Raw genomic sequence first — 13,533 nt, forward strand, 5'->3', positions numbered from 1 at the left:
GAACCTCAAGCGGCGCAGTTACGCGCCGCGTTCGGCTGGCGAGCAATCAGAAACCGTGAAGTCGCTTAGCCCATTGGTATCCGACAATCATGCCCTTCATCCGAGGCAACAAGAACAGGGCCAGTCCGACTGAAACGATCGACATGCCAATGGCCAGCACCCAGGGATCCGGGCGCCAGGCAACCCAGGAAATGTGCAGGCCAAACCCAAGTAGGTGCCCAACCAACAAAATGGTCAAATAGGCAGGCCCGTCATCGGCACGCTGATAGTGCAAAGGCTGCGAGCACGCGCTGCATTCGTCGTTGACCTTCAGGTAGCTGTGCAACAGATCGCCTTCGCCACAATTGGGGCATTTCAGACGCAGCCCTTTCATCACGGCGGGCTTCAGGTCGCGGTCTTCTTTAGAGATTTGGACGTTGTCGGTCATAACACGAGCTTTCTTGGTTGCAGCGCCGATATAGGGGGTGAATTTCCAAAATGCAATCATTATCCATACAATTTTTCACTTTGATCGGACAATGATATTGCAATGATTGGCAAAGTGGCCTATCTGCCGATCAAGCCCTATGACCAAGCCACCCTGGCAAGGATAACATTTATGCAATGGCACCCTTCACTGCGCCCCACCGGCAAGCCCCGCTACCTTGAAATCGCCGAGGCGATTCGGGCGGACATCGAAGCCGGAGTGTTGTCGCCCGGTGATCGACTGCCCTCGCAGCGCAGCGTGGCGCAAACCCTTGGGCTGGATTTCACAACTGTTTCACGTGGCTACGCTCAGGCAGCCAAAAGCGGCTATGTCGAAAGCTTTGTAGGTCGCGGAACATTCGTTCGGGCCCTGAATAAAGATGCCGAAGATCCCGATCCACGACGCGCGCTGGCCGAAGACCCCATGATGAACATGCCGCCCGAGCCGGATGACCCGGTTTTGGTGGCGCGTATGGAGCAGGGTCTGAAACATGTATCAGCCAACCTGGTGCCGCTGTTGAGATACCAGTCCACCTCCGGCAGCCTGCAGGACCGTGAGACCGCCGCGCAGTGGATGCTGGAAAACGGCCTTCCAACATCCTCCAACCGACTCGTCGTGACGTCGGGCGCACATTCCAGCGTTCATGCGGTTTTGACGCATCTGAGCGAGCCGGGCCTGACAGTATTGTGCGAACGGGTGACCTATCCCGGCATTCGCGCCATCGCGGCGCAGTTGGGCTTGCGTCTGGTCGGCATTGAAATGGACGAGCACGGAATTTTGCCCGATGCGCTTGCCGAAGCTATCCGGGAACACTGGCCTGCCGCTGTGTATCTGAACCCCACTTTGCAAAACCCGCTGACCTTCACGATACCTGCGGAACGCAGAAAACAGATCGCACAGGTTCTTGAACAACACGGCACTCGACTGATTGAGGATGACGCATGTTGTTTCGTTGCCTCGAACGCCCCCGCCCCGATCTCGACACTGGTGCCCGAACTGGGTTGGCACATTGCCGGACTATCAAAATGTCTGGGCGCCGGGTTGCGGCTGGCCTTTACCACCACACCGGAAAATCACCCCAAGGAACCATTCCTACAGGTTCTGCGCACAGGCAGCGTGATGCCCTCGCCGCTGAGCATGGCTTTGGTGAGCAGATGGATCGAAGATGGCACCGCGCGCATGATGCTGACGGCCATTCGCAAGGGTGCCGCTGAACGGCAAGCCGCGGCAGAGGCCGCACTTGGGGGGTGCAACTTCCGGCATCAAAGCGAAGCCTTCAACATCTGGCTGACCCTGCCTCCCGGCATCAGCCGCGCTGAAATCATGGGCCGAATGTCCAATGCACAGGTCGGGATCCTGCCTAGCGATACATTCACTGTGTCGGACACCAAGGACGAAGCCCTCAGGGTTTGTTTAGGAGGGCCGATTTCATTGGCCAGTCTGACCGATGATCTTGAGGCGCTCAGGGATGCTGTCCTGCACAAAGGCTGGGCTGGATAGATCAGCGCCGAATCTCGGCAACCGAATTCTGAAATCCAACGAAACTCCTATCACCGGACCCCACTCATGAAAGAGTTCTTCAAAAGATCCCAGCCCGCGATACCGGCTGGTAAAGCGGCCCTTGCCGGCCTGGGTGGCGCTATCGCCATTGCCATTGCAGGCCTGCCCGCCGAATTAACTAATATTCCCTTGCTGATGGCTCCGTTTGGCGCTAGCTGCGTGTTATTGTTCTCAGCCGCTGCCAGCCCATTTTCGCAACCTGCAAATGTGATCTTCGGGCACGCCTTGTCGGCTCTTATCGGTTTGGTTGTGCTTGCCTTGTTACCTGCAACGTGGTGGGCGGTTGCGATTGCGGTGGGCCTTGCAATCGGCCTGATGGCAACCCTTCGCGTTACGCATCCTCCTGCCGGAGCGAATCCGCTGGTCATTTTCGTAGCCCAACCCGGTTTTGATTTCCTGCTGTTCCCTGTAACGGCTGGTGCCGTCTTGCTGGTGCTGGTTGCGATCACGTACCACCGCATGAATGGCGTGACCTATCCCGCAAAATAACGCCCATCTTTTTGGGGTTCACCAAGTCTCAGGGTCCATGAATTGTAGGTAATGACGTCCTCAACGCTGCTGCACAGCCTGGTACTCGTTGTATCAGCGATGACCCTGATCGTGATCGGAGACGCCGCCGGCAAGGCATTGACTGCAGGCGGCGTCAATCCCTTCTTCGTTGCCTGGGTCCGATTTTTCCTAGGGGCACTGGTGTTGCTGCCGTTGCTGCGCCCACAACGGGAAGAGCTGCGCCACCTGACGGACTGGCGCATATATCTGCGCGCCGCCTTTATTATAGCCTCGATATGTGGGGTTCTGACCGCGTTGCGAACCGAGCCAATTGCCAACGTCTTTGGCGGTTTCTTCATAGGTCCCATCGTGGCATTTACCTTGTCCACTTTCTTTCTGAAGGAAAAGGGGTCGCTTCCACGCGCGCTGCTGCTGGCCGTGGGATTCTGCGGGGTTCTGCTGGTGGTGAAACCTGGGTTCGGGATGAGCACCGGAATGCTTATATCCTTCCTCGCCGGATGCGCCCATGGGTGTTATCTGACCTCAACGCGATGGCTGTCCGGCGACTACCGCGCGCGGTTCTTGATCTTCACTCAACTGACCATCGGGGGCGTCGTACTAACCCCGTTGGGGATTGCCGATATTCCATCGAACTTGGATATGGCTGCGCTTGTCTTGATTGTTGTCAGTACGCTTGGGTCGGCCGCCGGAAACTACTTGCTAACTGTCGCCAACCGCCATGCTCCGGCTAATGTCATTGCGCCGCTCATTTACACTCAGCTGATCGCCGCAACTGCCGTGGGGTTCATGGTGTTTGGTGATTGGCCCGACCCCCCGTCTTCCTGGGGGCTGCTGGTGATCACCGCCTCGGGGTTGGGGTCTTTATGGCTGGCCCGGGCAGGACGTTAATGGAGATTCGAGGCGGTTTCGGCTGTTGACCCGAAGGTGTGGGTTGGCTTCAGTAACACCAATTACAAGAGATATTCAGAACGGGTACAAACGTGACATAAAAGACTCAATTCCTTGATCGCATCGGCTTGGATCTGCCCGTCATACAGGCCCCGATGGCGGGCGCTTCAACACCTCAGATGGCCGCTTCCGTTTCGGACTCAGGCGGTTTGGGATCGCTGGGATTGGGCGCAATGGATGTAGAGGTCGCGCGCCAGGCAATCCGGGACACCAAAGCCCTTACCAATCGCGCTTTTAACGTAAACTTCTTCTGTCACCAGCCCGCCACGGACGACGCCGAGACACAGTCCGCCTGGCTACGAACACTCGAACCTCATTTCTCCGATTTTGACGCTACGCCACCTGAGCAATTGTCTGCAATATATCAAACATTCACGAACAACTCGGCAATGACGCGAATGCTGGTTGAGGAGCACCCGGCTGTTGTAAGTTTCCATTTTGGCCTGCCGACGACCGAACAAATTTCAACGCTCAAAGCCATCGGTTGCGTGTTACTATCATCCGCCACCAATTTGCACGAAGCGCAGATGGCTGAGGACGCCGGGATCGACGCCGTTATCGCCCAAGGGTGGGAGGCCGGAGGGCATCGCGGTTGCTTTGACGAAAACGCACCAGATGACTGCCTTGGCACCGCTGTTCTAACCCGGCTGTTGGTTCAGAATCTCAATATTCCGGTCATCTCGGCAGGCGGCATTATGGACGGAACCGGTATCAAGGCGGCATTGGATCTGGGTGCTGTCGCCGCGCAATTGGGAACCGCGTTTGTTGCGTGCACAGAAAGCGCTGCAAATGCGGACTATCTGAAAGCACTGGCAGGTGAAGGCGGACGAAACACTGTAATGACGCGCGCCATTTCCGGCCGCCCCGCCCGTTGCGTGGAAAACAGGTTCACGACGCTTGGCGCCAAAGTGGACAGTAGCGAAATACCGCAATACCCGATTGCCTATGATGCGGGTAAAGCGCTGAACGCTGCCGCCACGGCCGGAAACGAGTCAGGTTATGCCGCCCATTGGGCCGGGCAAGGGGCCCCACTGTTTCGCCAAATGCTGGCGGCCGAATTGATGGCCGCCTTGCAAAAGGAAATGGCGGGCTGAGGGTTCAGCTCAGAAACTGATAGCTCACGGGCACATAATGAAACCCGTCCCCGCGAGTTTCAACAAATCCACCTACCGGGAACGGCATATGATAGCCGACCATTGGAATCCCGTCTGCGGCCAGCATACCCAATATCCGTCGACGTGTTGCACTCGCCTGTTCAGATGAGAAGTCGTAGATGAATTCCCAGTCGGGGCGGGCAAAGCTCCAGACATAGTGATTGGCCAGATCGGCGGTCAGCAGCAACTGACACCCGCCGCTGTCAAGCATGTAACACATGCGCCCTGGCGTATGACCAAAGCTGGCGACAGCCGTGATCCCCGAAGCGATGCGAGCCCCGTCCTCGACAAATTCGAACCGGTCCACGATGGGCGTCACCAACGCGGCCACCCCACCCGCCACGGGATGATCTAGACCCGGCTTCGACCAGAAATCATATTCTGCCGCCGCCGTCACATGCCGTGCATTTGGGAATGTCGGCCCATTGGCGCCTATGAGGCCGCCAATGTGATCCGTGTGCATATGGGTGATCACCACCACATCAATATCTATGGGCTGAACACCAACCGAGGCCAGCGCCTTGATCAGGCCCCCGCGCCCCAAGCCGGTGTCAAACAACACCAGTTCCGATCCGGTATCGACCAAGGTGGGGGTAAACGAGAATTGTAGCCGGTCCGAGGGGATGAAATTCTCCTGAGACACGCGGTCAAACTCTGCAGCGGTTGGTGTCAGGCCATACAAACCTTTGGGATCATTGTTCATGACACTGGCATCCAGCAATGTGGTCACCAACAGATCACCCAGCTTGAAACTACGAGCGATGGGGTCTTGCACCGGAGTTACATGACCAGCGGCAGAAACCTTTGTCGCGCCAAAAGCCAATGGTGTGGCAGCTAGTCCTGCTAATGCAGAGCGGCGGGAGAGTTTAAAGGTCATGATGCAATTCCAATTCGTCTTGAACTTTGATGTCAGGTAAGCGCTGGACTGCCCGTATCCGAATCACGGGCTGGTTACCCACAAAATCGAAACACCGGCGCGTGTCGGACTGCGCCGGGGTTTCGATAGCATCACGGTATTGCGGTGATCCGTTCAACCGCTTCGTCGGTCCACCACAGGGCGTTTGCGACCATGCGGAAGTTGATGATTGCCGCCTGGTACCCGTCACCTTCTGGCACTTTGGCACCGGCAGTGGCATCACGCACCACGGCAACCTCATAGCCAAGTTCCAGCAGTTCGTAGAGATGCGCCTGCGTACACTGGTTGGCAGACAAACCGGCCAGAATTACCTTGTCGATCCCGCGCTTTCTGAGCCGCAGGTTCAAGTCGTTCTGCGCCGGGCTGTAAATCTTGAGCGGGGAACACACGATGGTTTTGCCATCTTCAATGTACTGTTTGTACTGCGGGAGCCAATCGGCGCCCGACCCTTCAAACCCGTCCAGCGACAGCGGGTCTTTGCGGTCGAACATGCCCAGATTATGCATGGTCCGCTCCAACGCGCCTTCAAACTTCCAACCGTGATCATGCGGGTAGTAGTAATGGGGTGAGATAATGACAGACATATCCACGGCCTTGGCGGCCTGGAACAGCTTTTCGATATTCTCGACAGTTCCGTGTTCCCACACGCTCTCACCGACCACATCCCAAGTGACTCCTGTTTCGGACAGAAAGTCGTTCTGAGGATCAGTGACCACCAACGCGGTCCGGTCAAAGTCAATTTCCATATCTACCTGTGGCAAACCGGGGTTCTCAGGGTCGGTATAAGCGGCAATCACACGGCGGCGCGCGTCATCAACGGCCTCTTCGGATGCACAGCAGTCGGTTTCGTTGTCTTTACTGGACATACGGAATCTTCCTCATCGGTTGGAACGCTATTCGGCCACAACAACGGGCAGAGGTTGCTATACGAAACCTGATCACCCTCGTCACGGCTGCCCCTAAAGTGAGGCTTTGCCGTTCAGAAATAATAGGCGCGATCTGAAAAAATTATTTCAATATTTAAAGCAATGTACCGTCGTGGGGTCATACGTTCGGTTCAGGCCTGATGCGTCTCGGCAATCCTCTGGGCAGGGTATTTTCAGGATCGAACGGACAAGACGCGCAAACCGTGGCACGGATGGTTTCGCCAAAAAGCAAGACCTCGACTTCGGCCCCTTCCGAGGCATGTTTGGGGTCAATATACGCCATGGCAAGATTCTGGTTGGTGCGATACCCCCATGAAGCCGAGGTTATCGATCCAATCGAAACGTCATCCACAAACACGCCTTCGCCGGGCTGGGCTGTTCCTTTAGCGCTGCGGAGTTCCAGAATAACCCTCTCTTTTCGATTTCCGGCCTTCATTTGCGCCAAAAGACCGGACTTGCCGGGAAAATCCTTGTTCAGATCAACAAACCGCGAGAGACTCGCCTCAATCGGATTGAATTCGGTGATAAAATCACCCTTCCAATGGCCATAGCCCTTTTCCAGGCGCATCGAGTCAATCGCATACATGCCAAAATGCGACAGCCCGAACCTGGCACCTGCGTTGGCGAGAATTTCATAAGCAGCATAAAGCTGAGTGTTTGGGATATGCAATTCAAACGCCTGTTCGCCGGAATAGCTGATGGCAATGGCCAACGCTTCAACATATCCGACGAAAACGCGCTGCGCGCTCAGCCACGGGAAATCAGTTTGTCCCCATTTTGCACGTGGCGATACCGAGGCAAGCAGCTCGCGGGTTTTGGGGCCCGCCACGACCAACATCGTATGCGTATTGGTCCGGCTTTCGATCCGAATATCCGAGCCTTTAGGCAGCCGCTCGGTCAGCCAGTCCATATCGTGGTATTCCGCAGACGCGGCCGAACCGTAAAAGGCGTCACCACCCGGCAGCGGCACAATCGTCGCTTCACCCGCTACATTGCCCTTAGGTGTCAGATAATAGCAGAGACTTGCTCTGCCGAGCTTTTTTGAAACATTGGAACAGGTTAGGCTGTCTAGCCATTCCAACGCCCCTGCGCCAGTGATCCGGTAATGGTTAAAGCCCGACAGTTCCGCAAGGCCCACATTGGTTGTCAACTCCTGCACCTCGGCCCTTACAACGTCGTGCCAGTTCTGAAAGGCATAGCCATGTGTCGTTTGAAAATCGGCGTCCGGCTTGTAGAACTCCGTGCGCTCCCACCCGTTGACGACACCAAACTCGGCCCCTTTGGCCTTGAGCACGGGGTACAGCGGAGACGTTTTGGCGGGGCGTCCTGCAGGGCGATGTTCATGCGGCAGATGCCAACGGAATTCGTGCTGATAATCTTCGATGGATTTCAGCGCGGTGAATTCAGTGTTTGCAAAGCTGGTGATACGGCGCGGATCAAGCTGCCAGCTATCCCATTCGGTTTCTCCGTGCACCATCATCTGAGCGATCATCTTGCCGTAACCGCCCCCTTCACCAATGCCCACACGCAGGCCATTCATTGACCAGCAATTGCGCAAGCCCGGTTGTTTACCAACCAAAGGACCGGCATCCGAGGCATAAGAGATCGGCCCGTTAACCACCGATTTGATGCCGACCTCCTGCAAGCAGGGCAGGCGTTCAAAGATCGGCTCCATCTTCGGCAAGAGACGATCAAGGTCGTCCGGGCACAGGGCGTTAACGAAATCCGGATCTATCCCGTCCATGCCGAAGGTCTTGCAATCATGCTCGTAAATACCGACCAGCAGTCCCTTCTTTTCTTGCCGCATATAGAATGTATCACGCGGACACCGCACCATGGGCACACGACCCGGGCGGGCGACCAGCTCCGGGATGTCTTCGGTGACGAAATACATATGCTCCATTGCGATCACCGGATATTCGATGCCCATCAGCGCGCCGACCTCATTGACCCGATAGCCCGCGGCGATCACGATGTGCTCGGCAGTGATAGTACCCTTGTCGGTGGTGACCAGCCATTCATCATTGGGCAATTGTTTCAGGGTCGTGACCGGCGTGTTCCGGTGAATGATGGCACCTGCCTTGCGTGAACGCGCGGCCAGAGCCTGACACAATTGTGCTGGATCAATATCACCGTCTTTCTCATCCCACATGGCGGCCAAAACGCCGTCAGTGTTCAGCAGCGGATTGCGGCGCTTAGCTTCGGCCGCGTCGAGCAGATCGAAATCGATCCCCAACCCTTTGGCGACAGATAGGATATGATGCACCTCATCCACATGGGTCGGGTTGGTCAGCAACCGCATCCCGCCCGTGGCATGATGATAATTGATCGGATAGGCCGGATCGTCAGCCAGTTCCTTATACAGTTTGATAGTATAGTCGCGCAGTAAAAGCAGCAGTTGATTGAATGCCACGCTTGGGCATTGTGCCGCCGAATGCCAGGTTGTGCCAGAGGTCAGTTCATTGCGTTCCAGCAGAACAGCGTCCGTCCACCCCTCCTGACAAAGGTGATAGAGCGCCGATAGTCCACCGACACCTCCGCCGACAACGACCACACGCGCATGCGTTTGCATCAGCCACCTCCAAATATTCTGACTTCGATGGACTATCAGTGCGTTCCTTTGTTTTGAAAATCAGAAAATATAGAATACAAAAATCAGAAATAACGAATTAGGATCGCCGATGGACACCAGCCTGAAAGCTTTGAGATATTTCATGGCCGCTGCCAACAGCGGCAGCATTACCGAAGCTTCCAAGCAAATGCATGTGGTCCCGTCCGCGGTTTTGGCGGCGGTTAATCAGGTGGAAGAGGCATTTGGCCTGCAATTGACAGTGCGACATCGCTCAAAGGGGATCGCGCCCACGTCGACGGGACAAATTCTGATGCCCCGCATTCAGCATTTGCTGGATGAGTACGAAACCCTGATGAGCCAGGGTACTGAGATGCGTACTCATTTGGTGGGCACCTTGCGAGTGGGTTACTACGCCCCCGTGGCACCAGCGTTTCTACCTGAGATCGCGCTCTCGATGCTGGCCGAAAATCCACGCGTCGATATCAAGTTTACCGAATGTAACAGCCGTGCCGCGCAGGCGGGGCTTCTAACCGGCGAATTTGACGTGATCCTCTGTGTCGCAGACAGCATGGCGCCCGGTGTAGCCTATGAAACCTTGATCGATGTGCCCGCTTATCTTCTGGTCCACGAAAATCACGCGTTTGCAACCCGAGCCAGTGTTTCACTGTCAGAATTGAACGACGAAGCCATGGTTCTTCTAGACCTTCCAGTAATCAGCGATTACTACAGTCGGATACTTGAGCAAGTCGAAGTCGCGCCGCATATCGCGTGCAAAGCAACGACGCTTGAAATGGTGCGAAGCTTGGTTGGCACCGGCATGGGCTGTTCGCTGTTGCACATGCGTCCGAAAACAAATCTCACTTACTCTGGACAACGTGTCGTGGAAGTTCCTTTGCAGCCCGCAGTGGATCCACTAAAGATTGTATTAGCCTACTTGCCCGACAACCCGCGCCGAGTTGTTAAACACTTCACCGACAGTCTTCGGGATATGTTTGCAAAAGCTGATGTAAACCGTCTTTTAGTGCCGCCACCCGTGATCAAATGACTGTCCCATATGCAAAGGCAGGGTCAAGCGTCAGCCTATTGAAGCTGACGCTTTTCATTTTTTATGCAGCGCTCAATTCTTCGGTTGGACCAAAGAACTCATAATGAATCCTGCTTTCTTCAACGCCAGCAGCCAACAGCCCGTGAATTGCCATTTGCATGAAGCCCTTGGGGCCGCAAATATAATACTCTGAAAGAGTAGTGTCTGTATTGGCGGCAAGCCATTCCGGCGTAATTCGACCTTCGATATCAAAGACTCCGTTCTGACGATCGGAGTCGCTGGGATTTTCAAAGAAGGTCACATTGCGCTTAGCCAGAGATTTGCTAAGCTCTCCCATCGCGTGGTTGGCCCCGTCCTGAGCAGCATGCAAGTAGGTCGCGTCGCGATCATTGGCAGAAAGCGTTTCCAGCATTGCAATCATCGGCGTCAAACCGACGCCCGCCGATAGAAGCACAACTTCTGTCTCAGACTTTTCTTGCAAGAAAAATTCACCCGCGGGTGCGGCCACACGCAAGATTGTTCCTTCATTGGCTTTGTCATGGAGCCAGCCGCTTACTATCCCGCCCGGTTCACGCTTGACCGAAATGCGGTAATACTTGCCGTTTGGTCCGCAAGAGATCGAATAGTTGCGCCGCGCCTGACCGGTCTCAGGCAGATCAAAGTCGAACGCTAAGTATTGACCAGGTTTGTGGCGCAATACCGATCCGCCGTCTACGGGCTGCAAAATGAACGATTTCACGACTGAGCTTTCAGAAACAATTTCTGAGATGGCAAAGTCGCGCCAACCTTCCCAGCCACCTTCTGCTGCAGCAACCTCTCGATATACGTTGCGTTCCGCGGCGATCAGAATATCTGCAAGGAACCAATAAGCTTCGCCCCATGCCTCCAAAACTTCTTTGGATGCGGCGCCTCCCAGTACAGCCGAAATGGCGTCCAAAAGCGCCGTTGCCACGTGCTCATAATGATCAGGCTTGATTTGCAGGCTCACGTGCTTGTTGACGATCCTGTCCACCACGCTCGATAGCGCGCCCAGGTTATCAATATTTCTGGCGTATCCCAGAATGGCATTGGCTAAGGCTTCATGCTGCGGAGAGCTCCCACTTTGGTGCGACTGGTTGAATAGCATCCGAATTTCATCGTCTGCCAGAAGGCGCTTGTACATTTCCGAAACGATTGCTTGACCATGCTGTTCCAGCACCGGAACGGTAGCTTTCACAATTGCCTTGGTGTCATCTGATAGAGCTTGTGCCATTGTCGGTAGTCCTTCTTTTGGGGCGCCTTAGTCAAAGAGTGCTTAAACATTCATCTTGATGGAATGTATAAGTCTAGCGTTGAAAGATGCAACCAAAATGAATATTAAAATGCCCCAACAGGAGGTTGGGATGAAACTGAATCTGAAAACCGATTATGCACTTAGAGTGCTGATTTTATTAGGAACTCAACCGGATCGTCTGTTCGACATAGAGACATTGCGCCGCACGTATCAGCTGCCATCCAGCTCACTGATGAAAATCGTCAGTGAGCTTGTGCATCACGGGTTTGTTCATAGTATCCGAGGTAGGTCTGGTGGTATTCAGATCGGGATGAAGCCTACTGAGATCCACGTTGGCGATGTCGTGCGGGCCATGGACGAAACAATGGAACTGGTAGACTGCTCGACGTGCTTGATTGTTGGAAACTGTCGCCTTCAGGGTGTGCTTTGTGAGGCTTCCGAAGCCTTCATGTCCGTATTGATGAAATACAAGCTTAGTGACCTGATTGCAGCCCCTGCTGCTATATTGTCTCCCCTGCTTGATGCTCGCACTTAATATTTCAGTCTCGCTGACAGAAAGAGAAACGTTGTCTAATTTGGGGATGCATTGCTTACTGTCGCGATTTAGAAAAACTTTGGGTACAGAAACCGCGCGACGTAAGATCACGTGAAACGCAGCATGGGGTTACCAATTCCCAAAAGCAACATGCTCAGCACTATTTTGATTGCTATCCGCTCAGTCTAGGTTGCCAGCTCGCTTTCCGCTGAGGGGAAGTCGACCCATCTGCAATGGCTTATAGGGTGCCTGGAGCCGATCAGGGCGATTTTCTCTTCGCGATGCTCAGAGATCAGATTGGTCATCTTCTGGGCAAAAATATCCTTGTCACTCCACCGCTTCCAGCTGTTGCACAGAACCGTGTTTAGGTCACACTTCTTGGGCGTATAGCTCAGCCCAATAGTTCTGCCATGTCGCATTACGCTTTTGGATAGATACAGTACACCGCCAGAGTAAATTAGCTGGCCACGCCCCCAACGATTCAGCGAACAGAACTGTAGTCAGTCTTTCAAATTAGCATAATTTTTAACAAACCAAGAATACTTGGGATTTAAATTAGATTTGATTCAAAGATGTTGACTTCATCTTGAAGTGGTTACTATACGGTTAACAAGAGAAAAGTTCTCTTTAAACGTGTTTAACAATAATTAGTTTTAAGGCTTTTGAGCAGCAATGTTTGACTTAAATTTGCCCGAGCAAGACCTCGGCGAAGCCGGTGCCCTTGCGCATTCTACAACCGCCACACCTAGTGTTTTCTTTGCTTTGGCAAAGCGTGTGTTTGACATTCTTCTGAGCATGTTCGTTCTGTTGCCTCTCACGGTGCTTTGTGGGCTTGCACTGCTCGTTCTGAATCCCTTTTGGAACAAAGGACCGCTGATTTACTCGCAGGAACGTATGGGAAAGAACTGTGTTCCTTTCACGGCGTACAAATTTCGCACCATGCGACCCGCTGAGAAGATTAATCGGAGTGCCGAGTGTCCGTTGGAAGAAGATAGAATCACCCAACTTGGCCGATTCCTGCGCAAGTCTCGCATTGATGAGTTGCCGCAAATCATTAATGTTTTCAGGGGCGAAATGAGCTTGATTGGTCCTCGCCCAGACTACATCGAGCACGCTAGAGAATATATGGCACTTATCCCTGGATATCAGGCGCGCCACTTTGTTCGTCCCGGGATCAGCGGCTGGGCACAGGTAGAGCTGGGGTACATCGAGGGTACAGATGCGACGCGTCGAAAAGTGCAAGCAGACCTATATTATATTGCTAATATTGGTCTGGTGATGGAAGCTCGTATCGTTTGGCGAACTGTTTCGGTCATGTTACGCCGAGGTGGGGCTTGATCTCATTTCCTGACTGAGTTATCCCCCAGTGATCAGGGTTCAGTAGCCACCACGCCCTGAAAAAATGACCTAGATCAGGCTAGCAGATATCATTCGAAACCAATTTAAAAAGTATCGAATTGATTTCTTGCGCGAACAGGTAATCTCTTCAACCTTTACTCCTCTTTAGGTTGTATTTTTATATCCCAATGCTGCAATTTTTCTGCATGTTTTGCAGATATGTCACATGGGGTGATGAAGGTGTTTTGTTTCGAATTGGCGCGGGACGTTGGTTTGGAAAGTCGCTAATG

Annotated in this window: 12 protein-coding genes; 7 read left to right on the plus strand and 5 right to left on the minus strand. The window is 54.0% G+C overall.

Features of this window, described 5'->3' with window-relative positions:
• Nucleotides 1-46: 46 nt before the first annotated feature.
• Nucleotides 47-427: a DUF983 domain-containing protein gene (locus ACR0DT_RS16485; RefSeq protein ID WP_480711811.1), complete on the minus strand. Its 381-nt coding sequence runs from the start codon at nt 425-427 to the stop codon at nt 47-49.
• Between the two features lie 102 nt (nt 428-529).
• Here ACR0DT_RS16485 and ACR0DT_RS16490 point away from each other — a divergent pair, with 102 nt between their 5' ends.
• From ACR0DT_RS16490 to ACR0DT_RS16505, 4 genes are all read left to right on the plus strand, one after another.
• Nucleotides 530-1,966 (plus strand): aminotransferase-like domain-containing protein, encoded by a 1,437-nt coding sequence (locus ACR0DT_RS16490; protein ID WP_480711812.1) that lies wholly within the window; start codon nt 530-532, stop codon nt 1,964-1,966.
• Between the two features lie 66 nt (nt 1,967-2,032).
• On the plus strand, nt 2,033-2,515 hold the full coding sequence (locus ACR0DT_RS16495; RefSeq protein ID WP_480711813.1) for an HPP family protein: 483 nt from the start codon (nt 2,033-2,035) through the stop codon (nt 2,513-2,515).
• A gap of 51 nt (nt 2,516-2,566) precedes the next feature.
• On the plus strand, nt 2,567-3,424 hold the full coding sequence (locus ACR0DT_RS16500) for a DMT family transporter (protein ID WP_480711814.1): 858 nt from the start codon (nt 2,567-2,569) through the stop codon (nt 3,422-3,424).
• A gap of 128 nt (nt 3,425-3,552) precedes the next feature.
• Complete coding sequence (locus tag ACR0DT_RS16505) at nt 3,553-4,578, plus strand: NAD(P)H-dependent flavin oxidoreductase (RefSeq protein ID WP_480711815.1); 1,026 nt, start codon at nt 3,553-3,555, stop codon at nt 4,576-4,578.
• A gap of 4 nt (nt 4,579-4,582) precedes the next feature.
• On the opposite strand, the gene ACR0DT_RS16510 is transcribed toward ACR0DT_RS16505, so the two are convergent.
• The 3 genes from ACR0DT_RS16510 to ACR0DT_RS16520 all read right to left on the minus strand — a co-directional run bounded on the left by ACR0DT_RS16510 (nt 4,583) and on the right by ACR0DT_RS16520 (nt 9,052).
• Nucleotides 4,583-5,515, minus strand: a complete 933-nt coding sequence (locus ACR0DT_RS16510) for an MBL fold metallo-hydrolase (RefSeq protein ID WP_480711816.1) — start codon at nt 5,513-5,515, stop codon at nt 4,583-4,585.
• A gap of 131 nt (nt 5,516-5,646) precedes the next feature.
• Nucleotides 5,647-6,420 (minus strand): cysteine hydrolase family protein, encoded by a 774-nt coding sequence (locus ACR0DT_RS16515; RefSeq protein ID WP_480711817.1) that lies wholly within the window; start codon nt 6,418-6,420, stop codon nt 5,647-5,649.
• A gap of 178 nt (nt 6,421-6,598) precedes the next feature.
• Nucleotides 6,599-9,052 (minus strand): GcvT family protein, encoded by a 2,454-nt coding sequence (locus tag ACR0DT_RS16520; protein WP_480711818.1) that lies wholly within the window; start codon nt 9,050-9,052, stop codon nt 6,599-6,601.
• 109 nt (nt 9,053-9,161) lie between these two features.
• On the opposite strand from ACR0DT_RS16520, the gene ACR0DT_RS16525 reads away from it, so the two are divergent.
• Nucleotides 9,162-10,097 carry a LysR family transcriptional regulator gene (locus ACR0DT_RS16525; protein WP_480711819.1) on the plus strand — a complete coding sequence of 312 codons (936 nt, stop codon included), beginning with the start codon at nt 9,162-9,164 and terminating at the stop codon, nt 10,095-10,097.
• Between the two features lie 61 nt (nt 10,098-10,158).
• Here the strand turns inward: ACR0DT_RS16525 and hmpA are convergent, their stop codons facing one another.
• Entirely contained in the window at nt 10,159-11,349 is a 1,191-nt protein-coding gene (hmpA, locus tag ACR0DT_RS16530) for an NO-inducible flavohemoprotein (protein WP_480711820.1), read from the minus strand.
• 130 nt (nt 11,350-11,479) lie between these two features.
• On the opposite strand from hmpA, the gene ACR0DT_RS16535 reads away from it, so the two are divergent.
• On the plus strand, nt 11,480-11,905 hold the full coding sequence (locus ACR0DT_RS16535; protein WP_480711821.1) for an RrF2 family transcriptional regulator: 426 nt from the start codon (nt 11,480-11,482) through the stop codon (nt 11,903-11,905).
• A 672-nt stretch (nt 11,906-12,577) separates the two neighbouring features.
• Nucleotides 12,578-13,243: a sugar transferase gene (locus ACR0DT_RS16540; RefSeq protein WP_480711822.1), complete on the plus strand. Its 666-nt coding sequence runs from the start codon at nt 12,578-12,580 to the stop codon at nt 13,241-13,243.
• The last annotated feature ends 290 nt before the right edge of the window (nt 13,244-13,533 follow it).

The sequence above is a fragment of the Ruegeria sp. BI11 genome, from assembly GCF_056538005.1.

What these genes read in the sequence shown, in the direction of transcription:
- ACR0DT_RS16485 (WP_480711811.1), bottom strand. Translation starts at nt 427, where the DNA reads ATGACCGACAACGTCCAAATCTCTAAAGAAGACCGCGACCTGAAGCCC.
- ACR0DT_RS16490 (WP_480711812.1), top strand. Translation starts at nt 530, where the DNA reads ATGATTGGCAAAGTGGCCTATCTGCCGATCAAGCCCTATGACCAAGCC.
- ACR0DT_RS16495 (WP_480711813.1), top strand. Translation starts at nt 2,033, where the DNA reads ATGAAAGAGTTCTTCAAAAGATCCCAGCCCGCGATACCGGCTGGTAAA.
- ACR0DT_RS16500 (WP_480711814.1), top strand. Translation starts at nt 2,567, where the DNA reads ATGACGTCCTCAACGCTGCTGCACAGCCTGGTACTCGTTGTATCAGCG.
- ACR0DT_RS16510 (WP_480711816.1), bottom strand. Translation starts at nt 5,515, where the DNA reads ATGACCTTTAAACTCTCCCGCCGCTCTGCATTAGCAGGACTAGCTGCC.
- ACR0DT_RS16515 (WP_480711817.1), bottom strand. Translation starts at nt 6,420, where the DNA reads ATGTCCAGTAAAGACAACGAAACCGACTGCTGTGCATCCGAAGAGGCC.
- ACR0DT_RS16520 (WP_480711818.1), bottom strand. Translation starts at nt 9,052, where the DNA reads ATGCAAACGCATGCGCGTGTGGTCGTTGTCGGCGGAGGTGTCGGTGGA.
- ACR0DT_RS16525 (WP_480711819.1), top strand. Translation starts at nt 9,162, where the DNA reads ATGGACACCAGCCTGAAAGCTTTGAGATATTTCATGGCCGCTGCCAAC.
- hmpA (WP_480711820.1), bottom strand. Translation starts at nt 11,349, where the DNA reads ATGGCACAAGCTCTATCAGATGACACCAAGGCAATTGTGAAAGCTACC.
- ACR0DT_RS16535 (WP_480711821.1), top strand. Translation starts at nt 11,480, where the DNA reads ATGAAACTGAATCTGAAAACCGATTATGCACTTAGAGTGCTGATTTTA.
- ACR0DT_RS16540 (WP_480711822.1), top strand. Translation starts at nt 12,578, where the DNA reads ATGTTTGACTTAAATTTGCCCGAGCAAGACCTCGGCGAAGCCGGTGCC.